23 protein-coding genes and 4 pseudogenes are annotated in these 26,165 nt (G+C 40.2%); 8 read left to right on the forward strand and 19 right to left on the reverse strand.

All coding sequences use genetic code 11. From position 1 onward, the window contains the following. Window positions 1-47: 47 nt before the first annotated feature. Window positions 48-451: pseudogene (locus tag ADH90_RS10920) on the reverse strand (transposase); the annotation flags it as partial. After that, window positions 423-654 (reverse strand): annotated as a pseudogene (locus ADH90_RS11830) (IS1182 family transposase); the annotation flags it as partial. The pseudogenes ADH90_RS10920 and ADH90_RS11830, both read right to left, overlap by 29 nt. Here ADH90_RS11830 and ADH90_RS11815 point away from each other — a divergent pair. After that, a pseudogene (locus ADH90_RS11815) lies at window positions 615-851 on the forward strand (hypothetical protein). The pseudogenes ADH90_RS11830 and ADH90_RS11815 overlap by 40 nt on opposite strands. Before the next feature lie 12 nt (window positions 852-863). Here the strand turns inward: ADH90_RS11815 and fusA are convergent. The 3 genes from fusA to rpsL form a co-directional block, all read right to left on the reverse strand. After that, complete coding sequence (fusA, locus tag ADH90_RS07810; protein WP_049530761.1) at window positions 864-2,945, reverse strand: elongation factor G; 2,082 nt, start codon at window positions 2,943-2,945, stop codon at window positions 864-866. Window positions 2,946-3,377: 432 nt separating this feature from the next. After that, window positions 3,378-3,848 carry a 30S ribosomal protein S7 gene (gene rpsG, locus ADH90_RS07815; RefSeq protein WP_000087876.1) on the reverse strand — a complete coding sequence of 157 codons (471 nt, stop codon included), beginning with the start codon at window positions 3,846-3,848 and terminating at the stop codon, window positions 3,378-3,380. Between the two features lie 19 nt (window positions 3,849-3,867). Then, the gene (rpsL, locus tag ADH90_RS07820; RefSeq protein ID WP_001142333.1) at window positions 3,868-4,284 is read right to left on the reverse strand and encodes a 30S ribosomal protein S12; all 417 of its coding nucleotides are present in this window, start codon (window positions 4,282-4,284) and stop codon (window positions 3,868-3,870) included. Window positions 4,285-4,628: 344 nt separating this feature from the next. Between rpsL and ADH90_RS07825 the strand changes: the two genes are divergently transcribed. Together ADH90_RS07825 and ADH90_RS07830 are read left to right on the forward strand one after the other, a co-directional pair. Then, window positions 4,629-5,069 (forward strand): LytTR family DNA-binding domain-containing protein, encoded by a 441-nt coding sequence (locus ADH90_RS07825; protein ID WP_049530763.1) that lies wholly within the window; start codon window positions 4,629-4,631, stop codon window positions 5,067-5,069. Further along, window positions 5,066-5,524 (forward strand): DUF3021 domain-containing protein, encoded by a 459-nt coding sequence (locus ADH90_RS07830; RefSeq protein ID WP_049530765.1) that lies wholly within the window; start codon window positions 5,066-5,068, stop codon window positions 5,522-5,524. The genes ADH90_RS07825 and ADH90_RS07830 overlap by 4 nt, the downstream gene beginning before the upstream one ends. Window positions 5,525-5,564: 40 nt before the next feature. Here ADH90_RS07830 and mutS read toward each other — a convergent pair whose 3' ends face one another. Together mutS and argR are read right to left on the reverse strand one after the other, a co-directional pair. Continuing rightward, entirely contained in the window at window positions 5,565-8,099 is a 2,535-nt protein-coding gene (mutS, locus tag ADH90_RS07835) for a DNA mismatch repair protein MutS (RefSeq protein WP_049530767.1), read from the reverse strand. Window positions 8,100-8,298: 199 nt separating this feature from the next. Further along, complete coding sequence (gene argR, locus ADH90_RS07840) at window positions 8,299-8,745, reverse strand: arginine repressor (protein ID WP_001231485.1); 447 nt, start codon at window positions 8,743-8,745, stop codon at window positions 8,299-8,301. A 142-nt stretch (window positions 8,746-8,887) separates the two neighbouring features. Here argR and argS point away from each other — a divergent pair, with 142 nt between their 5' ends. After that, complete coding sequence (argS, locus tag ADH90_RS07845; RefSeq protein ID WP_049530768.1) at window positions 8,888-10,579, forward strand: arginine--tRNA ligase; 1,692 nt, start codon at window positions 8,888-8,890, stop codon at window positions 10,577-10,579. A gap of 537 nt (window positions 10,580-11,116) precedes the next feature. Then, window positions 11,117-11,365, forward strand: a complete 249-nt coding sequence (locus ADH90_RS07850; protein WP_000084856.1) for a hypothetical protein — start codon at window positions 11,117-11,119, stop codon at window positions 11,363-11,365. A 36-nt stretch (window positions 11,366-11,401) separates the two neighbouring features. Here ADH90_RS07850 and ADH90_RS07855 read toward each other — a convergent pair whose 3' ends face one another. Next, window positions 11,402-11,608, reverse strand: coding sequence for a hypothetical protein (locus ADH90_RS07855; protein ID WP_049530789.1), 207 nt, complete (start codon window positions 11,606-11,608; stop codon window positions 11,402-11,404). 237 nt (window positions 11,609-11,845) lie between these two features. Here ADH90_RS07855 and ADH90_RS07860 point away from each other — a divergent pair, with 237 nt between their 5' ends. Next, complete coding sequence (locus tag ADH90_RS07860) at window positions 11,846-13,108, forward strand: NRAMP family divalent metal transporter (RefSeq protein WP_049530770.1); 1,263 nt, start codon at window positions 11,846-11,848, stop codon at window positions 13,106-13,108. A gap of 85 nt (window positions 13,109-13,193) precedes the next feature. Here the strand turns inward: ADH90_RS07860 and nrdI are convergent, their stop codons facing one another. From nrdI to ADH90_RS07910, 10 genes are all read right to left on the reverse strand, one after another. Continuing rightward, a complete protein-coding gene (gene nrdI / locus ADH90_RS07865) occupies window positions 13,194-13,661 on the reverse strand; it encodes a class Ib ribonucleoside-diphosphate reductase assembly flavoprotein NrdI (RefSeq protein ID WP_049504453.1) in 468 nt (155 codons plus the stop codon). 75 nt (window positions 13,662-13,736) lie between these two features. Continuing rightward, complete coding sequence (locus ADH90_RS07870; protein ID WP_000729010.1) at window positions 13,737-14,270, reverse strand: ABC transporter permease; 534 nt, start codon at window positions 14,268-14,270, stop codon at window positions 13,737-13,739. A 62-nt stretch (window positions 14,271-14,332) separates the two neighbouring features. After that, window positions 14,333-15,619, reverse strand: a complete 1,287-nt coding sequence (locus ADH90_RS07875) for a response regulator transcription factor (RefSeq protein WP_049530771.1) — start codon at window positions 15,617-15,619, stop codon at window positions 14,333-14,335. A gap of 2 nt (window positions 15,620-15,621) precedes the next feature. Continuing rightward, window positions 15,622-17,295, reverse strand: a complete 1,674-nt coding sequence (locus ADH90_RS07880) for a sensor histidine kinase (RefSeq protein WP_080982641.1) — start codon at window positions 17,293-17,295, stop codon at window positions 15,622-15,624. Next, window positions 17,273-17,887, reverse strand: coding sequence for a YesL family protein (locus tag ADH90_RS07885; protein ID WP_049530772.1), 615 nt, complete (start codon window positions 17,885-17,887; stop codon window positions 17,273-17,275). Before ADH90_RS07885 ends, ADH90_RS07880 begins: the two co-directional genes overlap by 23 nt. A gap of 136 nt (window positions 17,888-18,023) precedes the next feature. Then, window positions 18,024-20,795 (reverse strand): CAP domain-containing protein, encoded by a 2,772-nt coding sequence (locus tag ADH90_RS07890; protein ID WP_049530774.1) that lies wholly within the window; start codon window positions 20,793-20,795, stop codon window positions 18,024-18,026. A 684-nt stretch (window positions 20,796-21,479) separates the two neighbouring features. Then, complete coding sequence (rpmG, locus tag ADH90_RS07895) at window positions 21,480-21,629, reverse strand: 50S ribosomal protein L33 (protein ID WP_001265622.1); 150 nt, start codon at window positions 21,627-21,629, stop codon at window positions 21,480-21,482. A gap of 15 nt (window positions 21,630-21,644) precedes the next feature. Beyond that, window positions 21,645-21,827, reverse strand: a complete 183-nt coding sequence (gene rpmF / locus ADH90_RS07900) for a 50S ribosomal protein L32 (protein ID WP_000290417.1) — start codon at window positions 21,825-21,827, stop codon at window positions 21,645-21,647. A gap of 147 nt (window positions 21,828-21,974) precedes the next feature. Next, window positions 21,975-22,175: a PTS ascorbate transporter subunit IIC gene (locus tag ADH90_RS07905; protein WP_000796543.1), complete on the reverse strand. Its 201-nt coding sequence runs from the start codon at window positions 22,173-22,175 to the stop codon at window positions 21,975-21,977. 2 nt (window positions 22,176-22,177) lie between these two features. Then, on the reverse strand, window positions 22,178-23,185 hold the full coding sequence (locus ADH90_RS07910) for an SPFH domain-containing protein (protein WP_049530775.1): 1,008 nt from the start codon (window positions 23,183-23,185) through the stop codon (window positions 22,178-22,180). 184 nt (window positions 23,186-23,369) lie between these two features. Here ADH90_RS07910 and ilvD point away from each other — a divergent pair, with 184 nt between their 5' ends. Next, a complete protein-coding gene (gene ilvD, locus ADH90_RS07915) occupies window positions 23,370-25,073 on the forward strand; it encodes a dihydroxy-acid dehydratase (protein ID WP_049530777.1) in 1,704 nt (567 codons plus the stop codon). A 240-nt stretch (window positions 25,074-25,313) separates the two neighbouring features. Beyond that, window positions 25,314-25,685 (forward strand): annotated as a pseudogene (locus ADH90_RS07920) (glyoxalase). A gap of 40 nt (window positions 25,686-25,725) precedes the next feature. Here ADH90_RS07920 and ADH90_RS07925 read toward each other — a convergent pair. Further along, on the reverse strand, window positions 25,726-26,067 hold the full coding sequence (locus ADH90_RS07925) for a metal-sulfur cluster assembly factor (protein ID WP_049530778.1): 342 nt from the start codon (window positions 26,065-26,067) through the stop codon (window positions 25,726-25,728). Between the last annotated feature and the right edge of the window lie 98 nt (window positions 26,068-26,165).

A 26,165-nucleotide genomic window follows, 5' to 3' on the forward strand; every position in this document is an offset into this window, starting at 1 on the left:
GAATCCCTTTGTCAAGCCTTTTTCAACACTTTTTAGAATTTTTATATTCAATTGAAACAAGAATAAGATAAAAGAGCCTCGGAAAAAGTATTGCAATTGGTAATACCTTTTTGAGATGCTTTTTAATATGAGCCCATTTCTTCTCAATAGGATTGTACTCAGGTGAGTAGGGAGGAAGAGGTAAAAGTTCATGCCCAAATTCTTCACATAAGAGCTCTAGCTTACCCATTCTATGGAATCTTGCATTATCCATAATAATAACTGATGGTGTGTTTAATGTTGGTAAGAGAAACTTCTGAAACCAAGCTTAAAAAAAGTCGCTCGTCATCGTCTCTTCGTAAGTCATTGGAGCGATTAACTTGCCATTTATTAGCCCAGCAACCAATGAAATCCTCTGATATCTTCTTCCAGATACTTCACCTCTTATTAACTGACCTTTCAGAGAAAATCCCTTGTGAATAGGCAAACAAAAGAGTAGATAAAAGCATTTTAGGGTGATAAGACGGCGACTAAAGGCGTGATAGAAGGCTTGAACGTGTCGTTCCTCCAAGGTATTCACCACTTTTTCAATAGTAAAACAAGATGTTCTTGTGGCAAGAATGAACTGATTTCTAGTGGTAAAGTTGTTTGATTTTTGTTATAGTGAATATACATGGAATAGCTTTTCTAAATAGTTTATTGTGAAATTCTATTTTACAAAGACTATCGCAAATATGCAAAAAGCAACGGCAAAAACCATTGCTTTTTTTGGGAGACAAGGGACTATTGTCCTAGACTCAGATGTTAGTTTTATTCAACCCACAACAGCTGACAAAGAGCCGAAAAAGAAGCCACAAAGTGACTTCTTTTAAAGTGACGGTGAATTATTCTTCACCTTTATTTTTCTTAATGATTTCTTCTTGTACTGACTTAGGTACATCTTCGTAGTGGTCAAATACCATCATAAATGTACCACGTCCTTGTGATGCAGAACGAAGAACTGTTGCGTAACCGAACATTTCAGCAAGTGGAACGTAAGCACGAACGATTTGGCTGTTACCGTGTGCTTCCATACCATCTACACGTCCACGACGAGCAGTTACGTGACCCATAACATCACCAAGATTTTCTTCTGGAACAGTGATTGTTACAAGCATCATTGGTTCAAGGATAGCTGGTTGTGCAGTCTTAGCAGCTTCTTTAAGTGCAAGAGATGCAGCGATCTTGAAGGCAGTTTCAGATGAGTCGACATCGTGGTATGAACCATCGTAAAGCTTAGCTTTAACGTCAACCATTGGGTAACCAGCAAGAACACCGTTAGCCATAGATTCTACCAAACCTTTTTCAACCGCTGGGATAAATTCACGAGGAACCACACCACCGACGATTGCGTTTTCGAATTCGAATCCTTTTCCTTCTTCGTTTGGAGTAAATTCAATCCATACATCACCGAACTGACCTTTACCACCAGACTGACGTTTGAAGAATCCACGTGCTTGAGTAGAAGCGCGGAATGTTTCACGGTAAGATACTTGAGGAGCACCTACGTTCGCTTCAACTTTGAACTCACGACGCATACGGTCAACAAGGACGTCAAGGTGAAGCTCACCCATACCAGAGATAACTGTTTCACCAGTTTCAACGTTAGTTTCAACGCGGAATGTTGGATCTTCTTCAGCCAATTTTTGAAGGGCGATACCCATCTTATCTTGGTCTGCTTTAGATTTAGGCTCAACCATCAATTGGATAACTGGTTCTGGAACGTTGATTGACTCAAGGATGATTTTAGCTTTTTCATCTGTCAATGAGTCACCAGTTGTTGTATCTTTCAAACCAACAGCAGCAGCGATATCACCAGAGTAAACTGTTTCGATTTCTTTACGAGTGTTGGCGTGCATTTGAAGGATACGTCCGATACGTTCACGTTTACCTTTAGAAGTGTTCAATACGTATGAACCTGATTGAAGAACACCTGAGTAAACACGGAAGAATGTCAAACGACCTACGAATGGGTCAGTCATGATCTTGAAGGCAAGAGCTGCAAATGGCTCATCATCAGATGCTGGACGTTCTTCTTCTTCGTCTGTATCTGGGTTTACACCCTTGATTGCAGGGATATCAAGTGGGCTTGGAAGGTAGTCAAGGACTGCATCCAACATCAATTGAACCCCTTTGTTCTTGAAGGCAGAACCACAAAGTACTGGGTAGAATTCAACGTTGATTGTTGCTTTACGGATACCAGCTTTCAATTCTTCGTTTGTGATTTCTTCCCCTTCAAGGTATTTCATCATCAAGTCTTCATCAGTTTCAGCAACTGCTTCAACCAATTTTTCACGGTATTCTTGAGCTTGTTCAAGGTATTCAGCTGGAATATCTTCTTCAAGGATATCTGTACCAAGGTCGTTCGTATAGATTTCAGCTTTCATCTTGATCAAGTCAATGATTCCGCGGAAGTCATCTTCAGCACCGATTGGCAATTGAATTGGGTGAGCGTTTGCTTGAAGACGGTCATGAAGTGTGCTTACTGAGTAAAGGAAGTCAGCACCGATTTTATCCATCTTGTTTGCAAATACGATACGTGGAACTCCGTATTCAGTTGCTTGACGCCAAACTGTTTCAGTTTGAGGTTCAACACCTGATTGTGAGTCAAGAACGGTTACAGCACCGTCCAAAACGCGGAGTGAACGTTGAACTTCGATAGTGAAGTCCACGTGTCCTGGTGTGTCGATGATGTTTACACGAGTGTCTTTCCATTGAGCTGTTGTAGCGGCAGATGTGATAGTGATACCACGTTCTTGCTCTTGCTCCATCCAGTCCATTTGTGACGCACCTTCGTGAGTTTCACCGATTTTGTGAATCTTACCAGTGTAGTAAAGGATACGCTCAGTTGTAGTTGTTTTACCAGCATCGACGTGAGCCATGATACCGATATTACGAGTTTTTTCAAGTGAAAATTCGCGTGCCATGAGGTTTGTTTCTCCTATATTTTTTTATTTCTATTTTATTATAACACGATTTAATAAAAACGGATAGGCAGGACCTACCCGTTCTCAATGTTTATCTTGTTATGGTTGGTTTCAACTTGTAGATAAGTTAAGTTGAACTTGGGCTATAGTTAATTAGCCGATAGTAGCTCAATTGGACCCGGGCTAAAAGCTCAAGTTAACTGATTTGAACCCGAGCGAGGCCCGGTGCAAAAAAGATAAACTGCTTTGTGTTCACGGAACACTGCATCAGTTTCCTATTTTTGCCTTGGGCCTTTACCGCTCTTGGTATCATAATCTAGTTGAGCTCAAGCTAAAAGTCTGGAGAAAAAGATGAATCTCATTGGTTGCAATCGCAACCTGCTTCGATTCCCTATTTTCTCTGGGACTTTCTTAACGCTTTCGCATCCTATATTACCAACGGAAGTGTGCGAAGGCACGGTTAGCTTCAGCCATACGGTGAGTGTCTTCACGTTTCTTAACTGCTGCACCAGTGTTGTTAGCAGCATCCAAGATTTCTTTTGCAAGACGGTCTTGCATTGTGTGTTCACCACGAAGGCGAGCGATTGTTACCAACCAACGAAGTCCAAGTGTTGTACGACGTTCTGGACGAACTTCAACTGGGACTTGGTAGTTAGAACCACCAACACGACGTGCACGTACTTCAAGTACAGGCATGATGTTTTCCATAGCTGTTTCAAATACTTCAAGTGCATCGTTACCAGTAACTTCTTTGATTTGTTCAAAAGCACCGTAAACGATTGAAGCAGCTGTACCACGTTTACCGTCAAGCATAACGCGGTTGATAAGACGAGTAACTAATTGTGAATTGTAAAGCGGATCTGGCAATACGTCACGTTTTGGAGCTCTATTTTTACGACTCATTTCTCTTTATCCCCTTTCCTTATGCTTTTTTCGGACGTTTAGTACCGTATTTAGAACGGCCTTGTTTACGATCGTTAACACCTGCAGTATCAAGTGCACCACGGACGATATGGTAACGTACCCCTGGAAGGTCTTTTACACGTCCACCGCGAAGAAGCACCACACTGTGCTCTTGCAAGTTGTGTCCGATACCTGGGATGTAGGCAGTAACTTCGATAAGGTTGCTCAAACGTACACGAGCAAATTTACGAAGGGCAGAGTTAGGTTTTTTAGGTGTCATTGTTCCAACACGAGTTGCAACACCACGTTTTTGTGGTGAAGAAACGTTTGTTTGAACTTTTTTATGACTGTTGTAACCAACGTTCAAAGCTGGTGATTTAGATTTTTCTACTTTTGATTTACGCGGTTTGCGAACCAATTGGTTAATTGTAGGCATCTACATTCTCCTGTGTTTTTTTTATTTTTGGTGATGATACACTTGGTGACAGCTATCATCTGTGTGTACTTTTGCAACATTTGTCAGCACGTCCCTGTACACTCTTGAGAGACCAAAAGTAAAAAGTACCGTCTATTATTGTACCACGTTTTTTCTATTTTTGTCAATATATTTCTTCTTATTTTTTGACTTCTTTGCTCTAAAAATTCTATGAAAACGGTCACCTGCCAGATAGACTCTTCAACCGACCACATAGACAAAGCTTCTTGTAATTGTCAACAAAATGGTGTTTAATAGATTTGTAAGTAAGAGATCTCTATTACAACTTTTACAAAGGAGAAAATATGAAAGTTAGACTTGACATTGATCAACAATACGCCGAAGAACAAATCATCATAGAAGCACCATCTTTGTCCCCTAGAGTTCAAAAAGTTCAAGACTTTGTTCAATCACTGGATCAAAACGAAACTCTTAAAGGAAAATTCCAAGACCAGGTCTACTTGATTCAGATTAGTAAGATTCAACGTATATATATTGAAAATCGCAAAGTCTTAGCTGAAACGGATAGCCAAACCTATGCGCTCGACATTCGTCTTTACCAAGCAAGTGAAATTCTACCTGCTTCCTTTATCCAAATTTCCCAATCGGAAATTATCAACATCGATGCTATTAGTCATCTAAAACTAACCTCTAACGGCTTGATTGAAATCTATCTAAAAAATGACAGTTTCACCTACTCATCTCGCCGTTACCTCAAAACTATTAAGGAGAAATTAGAACTATGAAAAAACAAGTATTTCACGATGCCACAACTGGTATCCTCATCGGCCTCATCCTATCTATTATCTTTTCTTTTATCTTTTCACCAAGCAACTACGCACCACTTAGCCCCAACTCTTTGATTGGCCAATTCATGATCCAACAACAGGTACATGGCGCTCTAGTTTTGCTCTACTGTTCTATCATCTGGGCAGCTATCGGAGTCCTCTTTAGTTTTGGTAGCCGTCTCTTTGCCAAAGACTGGAGCCTTCTTCGTGCTACTGTCACTCACTTCTTCCTCATGCTATTAGGTTTTGTTCCTCTAGCAATTCTGGCAGGTTGGTTCCCACTTCGCTGGACTTCCCTTCTCCAACTCATCCCAGAATTTGCAATCGTCTATCTCATCATCTGGACGATTCTTTATAAAAGAGAATCAAAGAAGGTTGCCCACATCAACCAATTATTGGCTCAGAAGAAATAATGCAACAGAAACCCACTCATAGGACTGAGTGGGTTTTTGCTTATAATTTTTGCTTCCATTCTAACAAGAGGTTCATGGCTTGCATCGGTGTCATATTGTACACATCTACTTTAGCCAATTCTGCTAGAATAGGATTTTCTTCCGCCGAGTCAAATAGGGAAATTTGTTCAGAAACTGCGTGTGTTTGTTTCATTGGAGCAGGACTTTCCTGACCTTGACTCTCTAATTGCGTTAAAATTGCATCTGCTCTTTTCAGCAAGTCTGCCGGTAAACCTGCAATCTTAGCTACGTGAATACCGTATGATTTATCAGCTGGTCCTGCTTCGATCTTGTGAAGGAAGGTAACCTGTCCATTTTGCTCAAGCGTAGCTACGTGAACGTTAACCAGATGTCCTAGACTAGTCTCCAAACTAGTCAATTCATGGTAATGAGTCGCAAAGAGAGTCTTGGCTCCGATATGTTCATGAATATACTCGATAATTGCCTGGGCCAAGGCCATGCCATCATAAGTTGCCGTTCCGCGTCCAAGCTCATCAAAGAGAATGAGAGAATTCTCAGTCGCATGCGCAATGGCATTATTGGCTTCCATCATCTCGACCATAAAGGTAGATTGTCCTGAAACCAAGTCATCTGCCGCCCCGATACGGGTAAAAATTGCATCAAAAATTGGTAAATGAGCACGTTCTGCTGGTACATAAGAACCCATCTGAGCCATGACCGCTGTCATAGCTAATTGGCGCATATAGGTTGACTTCCCGCTCATGTTAGGCCCTGTAATCAGTTGGATGCTAGTATCTTCATCCATTTGGATACTATTGGGAATATAGGTTTGGGCTCCCATGACCTTCTCAACGACAGCGTGACGACCTTTTTGAATGTCAATTTGCGAGTCCTGACCAAACTCTGGACGAATCAGGTGTTGATTTTCTGCTACCACTGCCAAGCCTTGTAAGACATCGACAGTAGCGATTCCTTGGGCTAGGGCTTGCAGGCGTTGGATATATTTCCCAACCTCCTCACGGATCCGCATAAAAATTTCGTACTCTAAGTTTGCTGATTTCTCACGTGCCTCTAACATTTCTCCCTCGATACGCGCCAACTCCTCTGTCCCAAAACGTTCAGAGTTTTTTAGCGTAGCCTTACGGAAAAAGTGGGCTGGTACGTTACCAAGCTGCGAATTGGTCACATGGAAATAGTAACCGTCCTTTTTATTGTAGTCAATCTTGAGCGTACTGATGCCAGAATTTTCTCTCTCCTTAGCCTCAATCTCAGCAATCCAGCTGGTTCCTTCTCTCAGTACCCGACGATACTTGTCCAAGGTCTCATCAAAGCCAGTCCGAATAATACCGCCTTCGGTAATCACGTGAGGAGCCTCAGGAGCAATGGCTGCGCTAATAAGACTTTCCAACTCAGGAATAGGATCTAATTGTTCAATCAGATAGGCAAGAGCTGGTTGCTCCATTCCTTCTAAAATTGCTCGAATTCGTGGAACACTTCCCAAGGTAGTCGCTAATTGCAAGAGGTCTTTAGGATTACTTTTCCCAAAAGAAACACGACTAGCCAGACGCTCGATATCGTAGACTCCCTTGAGGCTTTCTGTCAAATCACTACGTTCAAAGAAATAATCCAGAAAGACCTGTACAACCTCCTGACGTTCAAGGATACGATCCTTGTCAATCAAGGGACGGTGGATCCAAGAGCGCAAAAGACGCATACCCATTGCAGTTTTAGTCTCATCTAGCAACCAGAAAAGACTCCCTTGTTTCTTACCAGAACGAGCATTTTCTACTAGATCTAAACTAGCCTTGGTTGCATAATCCATCTGCAAGAAATCCTTAATTTCATAACGGACAACTGGTTTCAAATGGTTCAGTTCTCTCATCTGAGTCCGATGGACATACTGGAGAAGTTTACTGCTGGCAGCTTGTTCAATAGGCGCCAAGCGTGGATCCAGTAGATGTATGTCTTCAAATGATTCTTTCTCATAAGAAAGCACCAAATTCATTTGACGGCTGAGAATCTGTTCTTCCTCTTCAGTTAAGGTATAGCCGATGACAACTTCTCTTGCCTTAAGATTTCGGATTTCACCACAGACCAGGTTAAAATCCAATAAACCTGTCACATAGAAATCACCCGTCACTAAGTCCATGTATGCCAAACCAAATTGCTGACCGTCACGATCAATGGCCACCAAAAAGTTGTTTTGACTGTCTGGTTTACTGCTGTCAACGACTGTACCAGGGGTAATCACCTGCACAACCTCGCGTTTTACAACGCCAACAGCCTGCTTAGGATCCTCCATCTGCTCAGCAATGGCAACCTTGTAGCCACGCTCCACTAGGACATCAATATACTGTTGGGCAGAGTGATAAGGCACACCAGCCATGGGAATAGGATTGTCAGCATTCTTATTGCGACTGGTTAGTGAAATTTCTAGTATCTGGGCAGCATTGACTGCATCTTCGTAAAATAACTCATAAAAATCACCCATACGAAAGAGCAAAAAAGCATCTGGATATTGTTTTTTTATATCCACATACTGTTGCATGCCAGGTGATAATTTTTCTGTCATCATCCATTCTCTCCTTGTTAAAAATAGAGAGTGGGACAGAAATCGGTAATTCGTTAGAATTCGATTTCGTCGTCCCACCTCCGCACAGTTGAGTAGGGTTATAAAAGCTGATGAAATCAGCGTAGTAGAGCCCACTCAACCACTGCGGCTTGCTCGACAATCCAAAGACAATTGAGAGGCTAGGACTTTTGTCCCAACCTCCTTATCTATCCTTCATCAAATCTAACAAACGATCTTCCATGAGTTTAGCAACATGCTGATCTCGGCAGATTACCAAGAGAGTATTGGCACCCGCAACTGTTCCTAAAATCCATTCATCCTTGTTGGCATCGACAACATTGGCTAAAACTGCGGCTTCACCCAATTTAGTGTGCAAAACTAAGGTAAACTCAGCTCTTGCTACACCTTCCAAATGATGGGACAAGAACTCAACCAGATCAATCTTCTCTGTCTCATTTGCTAGTACGTAGTAGACCTTATCATTTTTCTTAACCTTGGTCAAGCCCAGTTCGCGAAGGTCACGCGACAAGGTCGTTTGCGTCACAAAAACATTGCGTGCTTCCAACCGATCCTGGATCTCTTTTTGAGTCCCTAATTTTTCCTCAGTGATCATCTGCTTGATCAACTGATGACGTTCTCTTTTTCTCATAACATCCTCTCGAGTGAATATTTATAACATTTTACAACTATTTAATAAGAACATTATACCAAAAAAACTGAATATTTCAAAAAAATTCTTATCATTCCTCAAAATTGTGATAAAATAGAAGAAAAGTCCAAAGGAGTTTATAATGAATACAAAACAATTGATTGCTAGCGAATTGTCTAGCGTCATTGACAGCCTGGATCAAGAGGCTATTTTAAATTTACTAGAACAACCCAAAAACTCTGACATGGGAGACATCGCCTTCCCTGCCTTTACTCTAGCAAAAGTTGAGAGAAAAGCTCCACAAATGATCGCAGCAGATATCGCTGAAAAAATCAATAGCCAAGCCTTTGAAAAAGTCGTTGCTACTGGACCTTATGTTAACTTCTTCCTTGATAAAAATGCCATTTCTGCTCAAGTATTACAAGCTGTTATCACTGAAAAAGAACACTATGCTGACCAAACTATTGGTAAACAAGAAAATGTTGTTATTGACATGTCTAGTCCCAATATTGCTAAACCATTCTCTATTGGGCACCTGCGCTCAACTGTTATCGGAGATAGCTTGTCACATATTTTCCAAAAAATCGGTTATCAAACGGTCAAGGTCAACCATTTGGGAGACTGGGGTAAACAGTTTGGAATGCTGATTGTTGCCTACAAAAAATGGGGCGACGAAGAAGCTGTAAAAGCTCATCCGATTGATGAACTTCTTAAACTCTACGTTCGCATCAATGCTGAAGCTGAAAATGACCCTAGCTTGGATGAAGAAGCACGCGAATGGTTCCGTAAACTTGAAAATGGAGACGAGGAAGCTCTCGCACTTTGGCAATGGTTCCGTGATGAAAGTTTGGTGGAATTTAACCGCCTTTACAATGAATTGAAGGTTGAATTCGACAGCTACAACGGGGAAGCCTTCTACAATGACAAGATGGATGCAGTTGTAGACATCCTTTCTGAAAAAGGACTTCTTGTTGAATCAGAAGGTGCCCAAGTTGTCAACCTTGAGAAATATGGAATTGAACACCCAGCTCTTATCAAGAAATCTGACGGGGCAACTCTCTACATCACACGTGACTTGGCCGCTGCCCTTTACCGTAAAAACGAATATCAATTTGCTAAATCTATCTATGTCGTTGGTCAAGAACAATCTGCTCACTTTAAACAACTTAAGGCTGTCTTGCAAGAGATGGGGTACGATTGGAGTCAAGATATTGTCCATGTTCCTTTTGGATTGGTAACAAAAGAAGGGAAAAAACTTTCTACTCGTAAAGGAAATGTGATCTTGCTAGAGCCAACTGTCGCAGAAGCCATCAGCCGTGCCAAAGCGCAAATTGAAGCCAAAAATCCGGAACTTGAAAATAAAGACCAGGTTGCTCATGCTGTTGGAGTTGGAGCCATTAAATTCTATGACCTTAAAACCGACCGTACAAATGGATACGACTTCGATCTTGAAGCTATGGTATCCTTTGAAGGTGAGACTGGTCCTTATGTTCAATACGCCTATGCTCGTATCCAATCTATCTTACGCAAAGCGGATTTCAAACCAGAAACAGCTGCCAACTATAGCTTGAATGATGCTGAAAGCTGGGAAATCATTAAACTCATCCAAGATTTCCCACGTATTATCAACCGTGCGGCAGATAACTTTGAACCTTCTATCATTGCTAAATTTGCAATTAGCTTAGCGCAAGCCTTTAACAAATATTACGCTCACACTCGCATCTTGGATGAAAGCCCAGAACGCGACAGTCGTCTAGCTCTCAGCTATGCAACTGCAGTTGTCCTCAAAGAAGCACTTCGTCTGCTGGGTGTGGAGGCGCCAGAGAAGATGTAAATCGTTACAAGAGACTGGAACTAAAGTTCCTAGTCTCTTGACGGCAATCGCTATATGGCGAATTGCCTAAACGCTTCACTAATTCACCTAACCAAATAATATCGATTTGGTTAGGCTCATGTCGTAGGCTTTTAATCACTTTATTGTAAAGCAGTCTAAGTAACTAGCGCCAAATCCTATTCGAACCTTGGCTAGGCGCTTCACTAGTCATGGCCTCTAAATATTATCGATTTATGTCCTAAAATGTCGTAACTCTGACGATTTGCCTAAACGCTTTACTAATTTATCTAAACAATAACATCGATTTGGTTAGGTTCATGTCGCAATCTTAAAGTTACTGGATTGCAGAGCGTTCTAAGCAACCAATCCTAAACCTCTACGGACTTTTATTTGGTACTAGGGGCGGAGTGCATTACATCTACTATTTTAGATTAGCGATCACTTGCCTAATTTCTATATTGTCATTACTTGAAAAGCGAAAAATCTTTTTCGCTTTTCTCTTGCTATTAATTTCTTTATCACTTAGGGAGAGATTTTATGAGCCAATATGCTTATATTTTAGTTGTCATCAGTCTTGTCGCTCTTTTTCTCATCAACAAATACGAAAAGGAAAAACTACAAAGACTTCTACAAGAACAGCTGTTAAAGGATGAATCTTTTCGCGCTACTATCAAGGAAAAGATTCAAACAACAGAAAATATTAACGATGTCATCGACTACATCAATAAAGGATATCGTTTGGGAATCATGATTTCAAAGGAAATTGTTGAAGACATCAGAAAATAAAAAAAGGATTCGAGATAGTATTTCTCGAGTCCTTTTCTATTTTTTCCTGAGAACTATGATTCCCACCAATATAACAATCCCTAGTGATGCCATGGTTCCGTATGCTGACAAACTTTCATCAAAAATTTTCTCAGAGAACAGTAGCAGAGCAATCGCTAATAGTAGCAAAGCACTGCATAGCATAATATCCTTGAAGCTTGGTTTGCGTTTTATATACTTTAAAAATCTATCTAGTTTACTCATTTCCTTATCCATTTCTACTAAGTATTTTTACATAATATCGCTCTATTTATCTTTATCTCTATTATAGCTCACTCTAGAACTAAAGCAAGCACGGTATCACTTTTTCTCTATTTCATTGTAAACTATTTTCACTATTTTCAAAATATTTTCAAAATTCACTTGCTTTTCTAATCATTTTTTTATAGAATAGAGTACATATCCAGATTATTCTGAAAATTTAATGATAGGAGATTAATTATGTCACAAGTTTCTTCGTTAAACCAATCAACATGGACAAGTAAACTTAAAGCAATGGGACCTGGTATCCTAATGGCTTCTGCGGCTGTAGGGGGATCACATATCGTATCTTCTACTCAAGCTGGTGGTTCTTATGGTTGGTCCCTACTACTCTTGGTCATATTAGCTAATGTTTTTAAATATCCATTTTTCCGTTTTGGTTCTGAATACACTGCTGATACTGGAAAAACCTTAGTCGAAGGTTATGCTGAAAAAGGGAAAATTTACCTCTGGATTTTCTTTCTACTCAATGTCTTTTCTGCTATGGTCAATACTGCTGGTGTTGCTATTCTTTGTTCAGCCATCATCGCTAGTGCCTTTCCAATGATTGGACTAAGCATCACTCAATGGTCTCTCATACTTGTGGCAATCATTTGGGCTATGTTGCTCTTTGGAGGCTACAAACTTTTGGATGGTATGGCAAAATGGATCATGTCTGCCTTAACCATTGCAACTGTTCTTGCAGTTATTATTGCTGCTATTAAGCATCCAGAGTACAGTTCTGATTTTGTTGAAAAAACACCTTGGCAAATGGCTGCACTTCCCTTTATCGTTTCCCTCTTAGGATGGATGCCTGCACCTATTGAAATTTCAGCCATTAACTCACTTTGGTCTGCTGAAAAGAAAAAGACCGTCAACTTTAATACAGAAGATGCTCTTTTCGATTTTAACGTAGGTTATATTGGAACAGCCATTCTTGCAGTATTCTTTGTAGCACTCGGAGCGCTTATTCAGTATCCTACAGGACAAGCAGTTGAAGCCGCTTCTGCCAAATACATCTCTCAATTTGTAGGTATGTATGCCTCTGTACTTGGTGAATGGTCTCGTTACTTAATCACCTTTATCGCTTTCCTCTGTATCTTTGGAACAGTTATCACTGTTATCGATGGTTATTCTCGTGTTAACCAGGTTTCCCTTCGTCTCCTAGCTAATCAAAAGGATGACGATAGCAAATCTTTGAAAATCTGGATGACCATCACAGCTATCATTGGTATTGTTATTATCAAATTCTTTGCAGGTCAAGTGTCAACCATGCTTCGCTTTGCCATGATTGGTTCTTTCCTCACAACACCATTCTTTGCCCTTTTAAACTATGTCTTAGTCACACGTGAGAACAAAAACCTTCCTTCTTGGCTGAAACTGCTCGCTATTGCAGGACTGATTTTCCTATTTGGTTTTGCAATCTTCTTTATCTACGCACTCGCTATCGGAAAAGCAGGTTAGTTTATAAAGTAGCACCCACCTTGGGTGCTTTTTTGCGTATTCAAAAAGCAGTTGAGAAGCCCAACTGCTACATCAAATGATTCTATTAATCCGTATTCAACTCGTATAAGTCCGCAATAATCCCTGCGACCTTCTTGATATCTCCCAGCATTCCACGCATCTCAAAGTCAGCTAGAACGGGGAAACCAAAGCGTTGGCTGTATTGTTTGGCTGTCAAACAGTATTGGTTATTAAAGTTACGATTGCCTGATCCTACGACACCAAAACACTTGCTGGCATTGTCACCGTAAGCTATAAAGTCCCCTACTGGAGTGGTCAAAATCTCCACATCACCATTGTCAACTCCATTGCCACCTTCTAGATAAGTCGGTAGAAAAGCGACATATGGATTGGTCATCTCAAAGAAATTCTCTCCCTCCTTGACCAAATCTTTAATATGGATCTTTTCCACTTCAATGTTCCCATACTGTTCTAAAAGGTATGCCTTCAGACGTGTGACGAAACTTTCAGTATTTCCACTCAGACTGATATAGACTAAGGAAATTTTTTTCATGCTCTCCTCCTTCTTTTTTGAATTCAAAAAAATAACTACCAAGATTGTATCTTGATAGTTATCCTTTGTCAACTCTTAGGCCAGTTCTTCCTCTTCTTGAGCTTCTGTTAATTCTTTTTGCTGACGCCACATTTTATAGAAGACGATTGCTAGGAAGATAACATTGAGTACGATCCCAAAAATGGCTGAACCTTTGGCACCAAGCTCCGCTCCCATACGGATGTTAGGATCTGTAAAAAGTGAAACCGCATCCTGAACGCCGATAAAGTTGTAGATAGAACCAACGATGGCAACGAAGACATAAGCAAGATAAGTGTAGTTAGCCAATTGAAGGTTTTTACGAATAAGGAAAACCAAAGCCACAACAACTAGAATAACAGATAAGACAACCAAGAGAATGCTGAAGACAGAATGACCATGTTCCGATACCTTAATGGTGTAATCAACGAGCTCCTTAGCATAAGTAGCATTAACACCTGATGCTGATGTTTCTAGATTGCTCATACCCTCCGCAGTAGGTACTGGAGATATGATTCCAAATAGCGACATTGCTGAGAGTAAGGCTGAAAAAATCAGTAATACCCATAGATAGATTGGTTTCTTTTTCATCAAAGCAACCCCCTTATGTTTTTTTAGTTTATTATAGCATATTTTAACAAGTAAAACAAATCCTACAAGTTTGCTTCCACCTGCTTACGGTAGGCTTTAGGAGACTTCCCACATAGTTTTCGAAAGACCTTATAGAAATAACCAACATTACTGTAACCAACCGTATAGCAAATATCTTCAATACTATCATTTGTAGATAGCAAGAGCTGCTGAGCTGCCTTGATACGTTGCTTATTGAGAAGCTCTGCAAAGGTGGAATTGGTTTCCTTCTTGATCAACTGCCCCAAATAAACGGGATTGATAAAGAGATCCTTGCTGATATCCTTGAGGGAAAGTTCTTTTTTGTAGTCTCTACCAATGAACTCGAGCACACTGACCACATTTTCATTCATGCGGTATTGGCCAAAGAAGGAAGTCATGGTTTCCTTGGTATAAGCGACTAAGTCCTCAAAAGTTGTAATGGCATGAATGTTCTTGACAATATCTGTCATATCGTCTGCTTTCAGATGTTCAAAAAGATGGAAGACATCCATGACAAACTGGGTAAAGAGCTGCTTGGTAATGGATACCCTTGGTGTATTTTCAAGGACAATCTTCTCAAGCAAGGTCAATTCATCAATAATCTGCTGAAGATTTCCCTGGATGATCACTCGATAAATGGGTTCGTAGTAAGAAAAGAGACTTTCAGACTGATCTAAATTGACCGAACCATAAAAGAGTGTCTTTTCAACATCACGCTTCCACTTTTCAAAGTTGGATTGATAAGGTGCTTCAAAAGGCATGATCAACAAGCCCTCAAATTCCTGATCAGCAAGGACAATTTGCCAATCTTGCCCCAGAACGTAGTAAGGAATGACAAAATTTCCTTGTTTTTCTTTTGAAAGTCCAATCCACCAGTTTTCTTTTTGGCTGAGATGAGTCTTGAAGGCTTCTTCATCTAGTTGCTGACTCAATATTTCTGACTCATGAGATTTTTCACCAAGCTGACTGACAATCTTTTCAAGCAAGTGTTCAAGTTCAACCTTATCGACTGGTTTGACCAGATAATCAACGACATTGAGATTCATGGCTTTTTTGACATAGTCAAATTCTTGGTAGCCTGAAAGGAGGATATAGTAAGCATTTGGCAACAACTCCTTCATCTCCCCAATCATTTCAAGCCCTGTCTTGTCAGGCATATTGACATCTGAAATGACAATATCTACGGGATGTTCTCGAACGTAGTCCAGAGCGTCGTCAGCATGATTGGCTGTTGCAACGACTTCCATATCCCATTTGTCAAAAGGAATCAAGCGTTTGAGTCCTTCTGTAATCATGTACTCATCGTCAACTAAAAGTACTTTATACATCTTTATCCTTTCTCTTCATTTTGAATGGTAATTCGATAGCGAACACCTTCTTTTTCAACTGATTCTACACTGATGTCATAGCGGTCGCCAAAGTAGAGTACAAAGCGCTCATGCACATTGACAATCCCAATGGACTGGCGTTTCCCACTATAATCCACTGTATGTTCAAAAGTTCTTTGAGCTAATTTATCCTGGATCTCTGCTAACTTATCAGCAGGCATTCCACGTCCATTATCCACCACTAAAATCTCAACATAGCCATCTTTTTTCAAGGCCTTGATACTAATCACATTATCTGTACGTCGATGATCAACTCCGTGGGCAAAATAATTCTCCACCAAGGGTTGGAGGGTGAATTTTGGAATTCGCATTTCTTCCAATCCAGGGTCAATCTTAAATCCGTAAGCAATGGATTTTGGATAGCGAACCATACAGAGATAACTGTACTTCCGACAAAATTCCACTTCTTGCTTCAATGTTGTTTCTCGCTCATCAGAGATGTTGTTGCGCAGGAGGCTACTGAATTCGTAGATAATATCTGCTAGTTCATTTTGGTTTTCCATGACCGCGTACATCCGTATAAACTCGAGGGTATTGTACATAAAATGTGGATTTATCTGAGCTTGTAGGGCGCGCATATGGGCATCTTTTTGACTCAGTTCAAGCTGGTAAATATCATGGATATTTCTCTCCAATCGGTCCAACATATCATTTGTCGTCTCAGCGATTACAAGCAATTCCTGGTCTTTTTTCGTGAGATCAATTCTTTTTCCCTGCTCCCCTTGCGCAATATCATGGATTGTTTCCACTAGGTCAACAACCTGTGTTTGATACTTCGAAAATGTTTTTTTCAAGGTTACATATAAAATAATGATAAAGAGGAGACTCAAAGCAAGAATAAAGACAGAACTAGAGATACTACCACTGAGGACATAATCCCTTGGAACTGCAACCTGAACCTGATATCCATGAGCTGTCTTATCTTGCAACCATTCCTCTCGATCACTTTTTTCACCTAGGTGAAACATTTCCGTTTCAAAAGGAGAGGTAATGCTCACAGCAATTGGGATATTTCCTCTGGTATTGTCAATAGCCTTATAAAAAATATCGGAAGATACAGAAACATAAATAACGCCAAGAGCTTGGTCAGATATGGGATCAGATACGGAAATGGCAAAACTATTGGCATCTGGCTTAAAAGCTTCTGCAAAAACCTTGTAGCCACTACGATTATCCCTAGTCGAAACATAAACTTCTGTCGAGTCTTGCAAGACAATGGCTACACCCGTTACAAAATCATTGCGCACATAAAGGTCATCGATATTTTCATAAATGGATACAGAAATATAGGGTGATGCCTTACGTTCCAGTTGCCAGTAAAAATAATCCGGTGTACTAAGGCTAAAATACTTATAAATTCCCTCGATGCGCGCTTGATTATCTACTAAACTTTGGGCTGAACGCGCTGATTCTCGATAATAATACTCAACCTCGCTCACCGTCCGAGTCAAAACCCGCTGGGAAACCTGTCTTGCTTCTTTTTCTCGACTATCCCAGTTTACATAGGAAATCAAAAGAGCAAAACTAGCAATGATGACAATCATCACCCAACTATAGGTTCGAAGGAGCGAATGAAGCCAAAACTGTTTCATTCTATTTGGACGCCAATTTTTCATGAATGTTTTCATAAACAGGCTCCAATAAATCACTAATAAAGAAATGCCACATTCCAATCCCTACAAAAATAATGAGGGCTGGCATATAGAACCCAATAATGGCTAACAAGACGCTACCAAGAAGAACTTTAGCCACTGCTGACAAGCTCATAAAAATTCCGATAAAGGCAAGCTTTAAGGTATTTTGATAGGATAAGTCAAAATAAACTTGCAATTTTAGAGAAACTGTATAAGCCAAAAATACCAAGGCTACCAAAAAGATATTTAAAAATGTTGCTGCCAAGTGGATAATGGTCTGATGCGGCAATTGGATCATGAGATACAAACCATAAATCAAGATCAAGTCAAGTCCCATAAAGGTGTAGAAACTGAGATTGCTTTTAACAAAATTGCTCTTAAATAAAGCCCATGCTTCCTTGAAACGATAAGCACGGTAAGAATAGCCGTGTTCTGCAAATAAACTCATGAGAGTCGCACTAGCTGGCGCTATACCAAAAACCACACCTCCCGCTAGTGTCAATAACCAAAAATAAGCCGTAGCTATCATCCCCAAAAAGAAACGATGAAAGACTAGCTCAATAAAATTCCCCACGGTTTGCCTCCAAAAAAATAATCTAGAACTATTATAACATATTTCAAGCGCTCTCAAAAATAGGAGGAAAGAAAAGGCAGTGAGAGTTGAACTCACTACCTTAAAATAATCTTATAAATAACAGATTTTATCCCTTTTAGCGTTCACGTTTACGTTGAATTGTAAATCCTAAAATCAATCCCAAAATAGTATATCCACCGAGGGCCATCTGACGTTCCACTCGAGAATAACTACCAGTATTTGGCAACTCCTGTTTAGTCGCATCTTTATTTGCAGATACAGCTTTTACACCTTCAATTTCTTTCTTGTCATCTCCTACCACTAACTGTACCTGTTCATTAGTTAGCCTTGACGATAAATCAGATTTTGTAGTTGAAATATTTACATGCATTGGTTCACGAGTGTTGACGACATTTTGATTAAATGTAGATAATTTTTGAGATGGCATGACATTCGGTGTAGCACCAGCACCATCATATTTTGGACTTGTCTTGTAACCATTCAAATCAAAGGTTGGCAACTCATCAACAATTGGTGTGTCAACTGTTGTAGCACCAATACCATCTTCATTTTGGGTCACTTTGTAACCGTTCAATTCAGCATTCAAATCAAATGCTGGAAGTTCTGCTGGTGTTACAGTTGGTGCGTCAACTGTTGTAGCACCAATACCATCTTCATTTTGGGTCACTTTGTAACCGTTCAATTCAGCATTTAAATCAAAAGCTGGACGTTCTACTGGTGTTACAGTTGGTGTTTCACGCGTAACTGCAGAAACAGTACCTGTCGCGTCTTGATAAACTGCAAGAGCTTTGTCAATTGCAAGAATATCAGTCAAACGTTGAACATTTGATTTGGCATCAGAAAGTGCTTTTTGGGCTTGTGCAAGTGCTACTTTTGCGTCTGTTACACGTTTATCAGCAGTTGCCTTGTCTTCTTCAGCCTTGGTCAATTTAGCAGTCAAGTTACCCAATTGGCCTTGCAAGTTAGCAGCCTTATCACGAGTTTCAATCGCTTTATCAATTTCACCTTGGATAGCTGCTACGCGATGGGCCAAATGATCAGCATAATCTGTAGCACGGTCAGCAGCAACTTTCTTTTCTTCAAGAGTTGCTGCAGTTGCTTGGGCAGCTAACTTAGCAGTCGCAAGAGTTGCAGTTGCCTTGTTCAATTCGTTTGTTGCAGTTGTAATAGCCGCAGCACGTTGTTCTTGACTACGTGTAGCCGCTGCCAATTGACCCGTCAAGGCTGTTTGACGTGTAACAAGGACATTGCGTTCATCTTCTTGACGAGCTTTAAGAGCTTTCAAGTCATTCAAGGCGCTTACGAGTGCACTGTTATCACCTTCTTGTTCGTGAGTCACAAATACAAAGTGATGGTCCGCAAGGAATTTCATTTTGCGACCGTAGAAGGTTGGGTTAAGTGCATCGTCTTTGAAGTTGTCGTAGTTATCCCAGAATTTCTTGCTAGATTCACTCTCTTCTTCAATATAAGATGTACCATCTTCGTCAGTTGAATAAGTGCTACCTGTATGAGCATTGTTTTCAAATGCTGCATAACGGAATGTGTTGTTAGAACCCACAATATTAGCGATTGCAAGCCCCATTTTACCACCCATTGGCACTAGAAGTCCACGACGGTGTCCGTGACTAGCACCTCTGACATTCGTATAATCATCATACCAGTTGAGCAACATATCATAGGCCAATGTTTCATTGGTTACGATGTTGTTAAAGTTGATAAATCCATCTTCTGTGGTTGGGTCATCACCATATCCATAAATAATATTTTCAAGACCGTTTTCGTTTTTGTTCCCTGGCTCAGTTAATACTGTTTTATGGCTCAACTTGTCGTTACGTTGCATTTCATTAGCACGTTGTTGAGCATAATCCAAGTAAGCGTCGTCCACTTGCATGTTACCTTCAACACCATTTGCTTCACGCAATTCGTTGAGCATTTTCACAAACGCTTGAGATAATCCACGATTGTCCACTTTATAGCGGAACACTGGACGTTTCTTAAATGTATGATTCACAACGTCATATGGCTCATTACGGTAGTCTTCAAGTGCTTTTTGGAAGTTCAACATATCTTGAGTCGCTTCGATTTCGACAATTTTGACACCTTGGAAGTTAACAGGTTCCATTGTTGGGTTACCTGACGCGTCTTTTGGCGCATTGTCACGGTTGTGTTCGTAGTCCATGAGGTTGTCATGCGCTACTGCATTACGCTCAGATGGGTTCAAGTCAATCGTTTTGATAACTGGTTTGTAGTTATCCACTTCTTGTTGCTTCGCGTCAATACGGCTAGTTGTTGCAGCAATTTGTGCAGATTTCGCAGTCACTTGACTATTGACATCATCCAATTCGGTTTGGATTTCTTTAGGGTCTTGGCTAGTTGTTGCAGTTGCTTGATTCAAAGCGGCTTTCTTGTCTTCGACAGTTTTCTCAGCATCTGTGACAGCTTTTGTAGCGTCATCATGCGCACCTTTAGCGGCTACTGATTCATCTTTTGCAGTTTGCTCAGCAGTTTTTGCATTTGAGAGTTCAGTATTGAGTTCTGATTTTTGCTCAGTTTTAGCCTCAATTACCTTGTTTTGTTCTTCAACAATTGCAGCTGCGTTTTGTGCGGTTTTGATATCTTCTTTGACATCTGTAACAGCTTTTGTAGCAGCTGATAGTTGGTCTTTAGCGACTTTCACATCGGCAGTCTTTTGGTCAACTGTTAATTGTGCAGATTTGGCAACCTCTTGAGCCTTAGTCAAATCTTGACCTGTCACTGCTGCTTTTTGTACGGTTGTTGATGTGGTAGGTTGTGTAAGCTCGTCTGCTTGAACAGTTGTATTAACAACACCAGCACCGACAAGAACAGAAGTTAAACCAGCACCTAATAAAATATCTTTCTTTTGCATATATTCTCCTAGTATAAAATTCAAAATGATTCAATTCCACATTATAACCTGTTCTCCAAAGAGAAACAAAGTTCGATATTATAACTCTCTCATTATCTGTTTTCTATAATCCTATGATGAGTCCTTGTCTCTAATAATTGAATTGTCTGAATAACAGATTGATTTTGTTCAGCCGAAATGGCCTTGTTCGAATCCAATACTGTTTTTGAAACTTGAAAACAATGCCCAAACATACAAAGCAATTCTTCCCTACTATATTCATTCATATTGGTTTAATATTCCCCTATGGCCATAATCCGATTTTTGAGTGTATTTATCATACAACTATCTATTATAGTCCCCCGAAATGGCTTTGTCAAAAGTTACCTATTACTTTTAATAAAATGTTTTATTGCCCTCTCTCTAGATTTTTGTTATCTGATAAAGATAGATATCGAATGTGTCACAATACTAAAAACTGATCAAAAGAGGTGTTAAAAAATAAAAAAGTTTCTTTTAAAAATTATTCTTCAAACTCATTACTTTTAGTTTCAATCGCTGTCAAAGCAGATTTTATTGCATGAAATTCATCAATCCATTTAAGAGTTTAAAACATATAGTTAGATAAACCACCACCTAATTTTTAAACAACACAAAAACGCTCTAGACAATATGACTAGAGCGTTTTTCTTATGTATTGAATGCTTACTTCACTTCTGTAAACACAACATGTTTGCGAAGTTTTGGTGAGTATTTCTTCAATTGAAGACGGTCTGGAGTGTTACGTTTGTTTTTAGAAGTAAGGTACAAGCGTTCACCAGATTCTTTATGTTCAAGTGTAATATTTACGCGCATGGTATCTCCCTTCTATTATTCAGCTGATGCAGCTTTAGCGATCTTACGTCCTTTGTAGTATCCTTTAAGTGATACACGGTGTGAACGTGAGTAATCTCCAGTAGTTTCGTCAAAGTTTACAGATGGAGCTGTTACTTTGTAGTGTGTACGACGTTTGTTTTTCTTCGCTTTTGAAGTGCGACGTGCAGGTACTGCCATTTTGTTTTCTCCTTTTAAGATATAATTCAGTTAGGTTTGATTTTCATCAACTTTAATAGTATATCAAAACTTTTTTGTAAAGTAAAGTTACTTGACAAAAAAAGATTAAAAAATTTTCCTATCCAATCTTATGGATAGGAAAATAGACTAAATATCAATCTCGAATGGTTCATCAATGGTTTCTGAGACATATTTCCCGTCTTTTTTTCGTTGTTTGACGCATTCGGTGAGAAGATATTCGATTTGCCCATTGACTGATCGGAAGTCATCTTCTGCCCATGATGCGAGTGCAGCATATAACTTATTCGAGAGTCGAAGGGGGATTTGCTTTTTTTTAGCTTCTGCCATTTCTAATAAAGGCTTCCTGTATTGACAATTGGTTGCGCATCATGATTGCCACAGAGAACGACTAGGAGATTTGAAACCATGGCAGCTTTACGCTCTTCATCTAGTTCAACCAACTCTCCTTCATTGAGACGTTCCAGTGCCATTTCAACCATTCCAACAGCGCCGTCTACAATCATCTTACGTGCATCAATAATGGCTGATGCTTGTTGACGTTGAAGCATGACGGCAGCAATTTCTGGTGCATAAGCTAGATAGGTGATTCGTGCTTCAAGGATTTCCAAACCAGCATCCTCAACACGACTTTGGATTTCTTCACGAATACGCTTAGCTACAATCTCACTAGAACCACGGAGGCTTCCTTCATCGGCTTGCCCATCACCTGTAGTATCCACATTGGGAGACACATCGTAAGGATAGATGCGGACAATATTACGAAGGGCGCTATCACACTGCAATGAAAGATATTCTTTATAGTTATCAACGTTGAAGACTGCTTTGGCTGTATCAACAACTCTCCAAGTTACCGCGATTCCAATTTCAACAGGATTCCCTAAGCAATCGTTAATCTTTTGACGAGAATTACTCAAAGTCATAACTTTGAGAGAAATCTGTTTCTTGCCAATCTCAATGTTTACATCATTGCCATTTGATGATTTCATTCCTGAAAAAGGAGATTTTGTGCTAACATCACCACTTTGACCAAGTCGAGTGTGGTTTGCAGGGTTGACTGCTATGCTAAAAGGATTGACAAAGTAAAAACCAGGTTCTTTGATGGTACCTGTATAGTTACCAAAGAGGGTCAAAACCAGAGCTTCCTGAGGTTTGACTACTTTTAGGCCAGCATGAGCTAGAACTGAAATTAAGATTAATAAAAGACCGATAATAATTCCAAAAATGTTTTCTGAACCAGCACCAATGATAAATATAAAGACACCAAGAACGAGTGCCAACTCGATAAGTATCAAGGCTACTACACCATTTGGTTTTGAATTGATTAGTTTTTCAGTCATCAGAATGACCTCCTGCGTTTGATATCTAAATGATATCACTTTAATTTTAAATGTCAACAAAAATATGCAATCTTTTTTAAGAAGATTTCAATGGTTTGAATTGTCTGAAAATTCAAGAATTTTCTTCTGTTATTCATGCGAAAAATGTGCTATAATGGTAAAAACTGAAATGGGAGGGACTTGAATGACAGAATTAGATAAACGTCACCGCAGTAGCATTTATGACAGCATGGTTAAATCACCAAACCGTGCCATGCTTCGTGCAACTGGGATGACAGATAAGGACTTTGAAACACCGATTGTGGGAGTGATTTCAACTTGGGCAGAAAATACACCATGTAATATTCACTTGCATGAATTTGGTAAGCTTGCAAAAGAAGGTGTCAAATCTGCCGGTGCTTGGCCGGTTCAATTTGGAACCATTACGGTAGCAGATGGGATTGCCATGGGAACGCCTGGTATGCGTTTCTCTTTGACATCTCGTGATATCATTGCGGATTCTATCGAAGCTGCTATGGGAGGTCACAACGTGGATGCCTTTGTGGCTATCGGCGGCTGTGACAAGAACATGCCTGGTTCTATGATTGCCATTGCCAATATGGATATCCCAGCTATTTTCGCCTACGGTGGTACTATCGCCCCTGGAAAACTAGATGGTAAAGACATCGATTTGGTTTCTGTATTTGAAGGAATCGGTAAATGGAACCACGGTGATATGACGGCTGAAGACGTCAAGCGTCTCGAATGTAATGCCTGCCCTGGCCCTGGTGGCTGCGGTGGTATGTATACTGCCAACACGATGGCTACTGCTATCGAAGTTTTGGGTATGAGTTTACCGGGTTCTTCTTCTCACCCAGCAGAATCTGCTGATAAGAAAGAAGACATCGAAGCAGCTGGACGTGCCGTTGTCAAAATGCTTGAACTTGGTATCAAACCATCTGATATCTTGACTCGTGAAGCCTTTGAAGATGCCATTACAGTTACTATGGCTCTCGGCGGTTCTACAAACGCTACTCTTCATTTGCTCGCCATTGCCCATGCGGCTAATGTTGACTTGTCACTTGAGGACTTCAATACGATCCAAGAACGTGTGCCTCACTTGGCTGACTTAAAACCTTCTGGTCAGTATGTCTTCCAAGACCTCTACGAAGTTGGTGGTGTCCCTGCAGTTATGAAGTACTTGTTGGCAAATGGATTCCTTCACGGAGACCGTATCACATGTACTGGTAAAACTGTCGCTGAAAACTTGGAAGACTTTGCAGACCTCACACCAGGTCAAAAAGTCATTATGCCACTTGAAAATCCAAAACGTGCAGATGGTCCGCTTATCATCTTGAACGGTAATCTTGCTCCTGACGGTGCGGTTGCCAAGGTATCCGGTGTTAAAGTTCGTCGTCACGTTGGTCCAGCTAAGGTATTTGACTCTGAAGAAGATGCCATCCAAGCTGTCTTGTCTGATGAAATCGTTGATGGCGACGTTGTCGTTGTTCGTTTCGTTGGACCTAAGGGTGGTCCTGGTATGCCTGAGATGCTATCACTTTCATCAATGATCGTTGGTAAAGGTCAAGGAGACAAGGTTGCTCTCTTGACAGACGGACGCTTCTCTGGTGGTACTTATGGACTGGTTGTTGGACATATCGCTCCTGAAGCTCAGGATGGTGGACCAATTGCCTACCTCCGCACAGGTGATATCGTCACCGTTGACCAAGATACTAAAGAAATTTCCATGGCTGTATCTGATGAAGAACTTGAAAAACGTAAGGCAGAAACAACCTTACCACCACTCTATAGTCGTGGTGTCCTCGGTAAGTACGCCCACACTGTATCTTCTGCATCCCGTGGTGCCGTTACAGATTTCTGGAATATGGAACAATCTGGTAAAAAATAACTAGAAAATGAGTCTGGGACAAAAGTCTAACCTTAAATATAAAAAGCGAACAAAACAAGTTATCTGACACTCAGAATACTGTCTTGTTCGCTTTTTTGTCTAATCTATCGATTTTAACAATTTATAATAAAGAATTCCTAAAATCAAAATCTTTTTGTCCCAGACTCTTTCTAATTCTTTGTCTTATCTCGTGAAATGTGATAAGATAATTGCTCTAACTATGATTATAAAGGAGAGACAATGTTTTCACAAAATACAGGAATTATGTTCTACGTAGAAGACGTAGCACCCGAGAGAGACTTTTAGTCAGTTATCGGTTTTGAAGTTTTTAATCAATCTGAAATTATGGGTTTTGAAACTTTTGAAATGAAACCTCACACGGACAGTATATTGACTTTTACTGTCTACGCCAAAGACTTTATTCGTCAGGTATCGCCAGAGGTAGTTGATATGAAACCTAGCCTTCTCTTAGAGTCAGCGGACCTTCACGCCCTTCACGAGCGCCTAGCTGCAGTGACTGATACCACTAGTCCGATCAATACTCAACCTTTCCCTCACTTTAACTTTGCAAATCCAAGCGGACACTATTTCGCAGTTAGAGGAATCGAATAACAAAACAGCTCTCTGTTCATTAGCAGAGAGCTCTTGTATTTTAGCGTGGTGGTAGACCAAGAGCTATGCGACCATAGCGACTGATTCGCGTAATCTTCCAGGCAGGCGACCAGGTAACTTCAACCCTGACATCCTCAATTCCTTCAATCTGTTTTAAACCTGCAACGATTTCGATGGGTAAACTTTCTGCACAGTCACAGGCAGTATCGGTGAAGGTCATGACAATTGTACAAAGACCAGCCTCGTCCAAATGAATCTCGTAAATCAAACCAAGATTATAGACATCTAGTTCCACATCTGTATCGTAAACTTTTTCTAGCTTTTCAATGATTTGTTCTCCTAATGCTAGAGCACGATCATTGATTTTGATATCTTCTCTCATTGCATTCCCTCCATTTTGTAAACTGCACCTATTTTCTCATAATTCTGACAATTTGGCAAGTCTTTCCCCATCAAGACTGGATTCGCCATAAAAACGAA

The sequence above is a fragment of the Streptococcus pseudopneumoniae genome (genome assembly GCF_001073085.1).
Classification (GTDB): Bacteria; Bacillota; Bacilli; order Lactobacillales; family Streptococcaceae; genus Streptococcus; species Streptococcus pseudopneumoniae_M.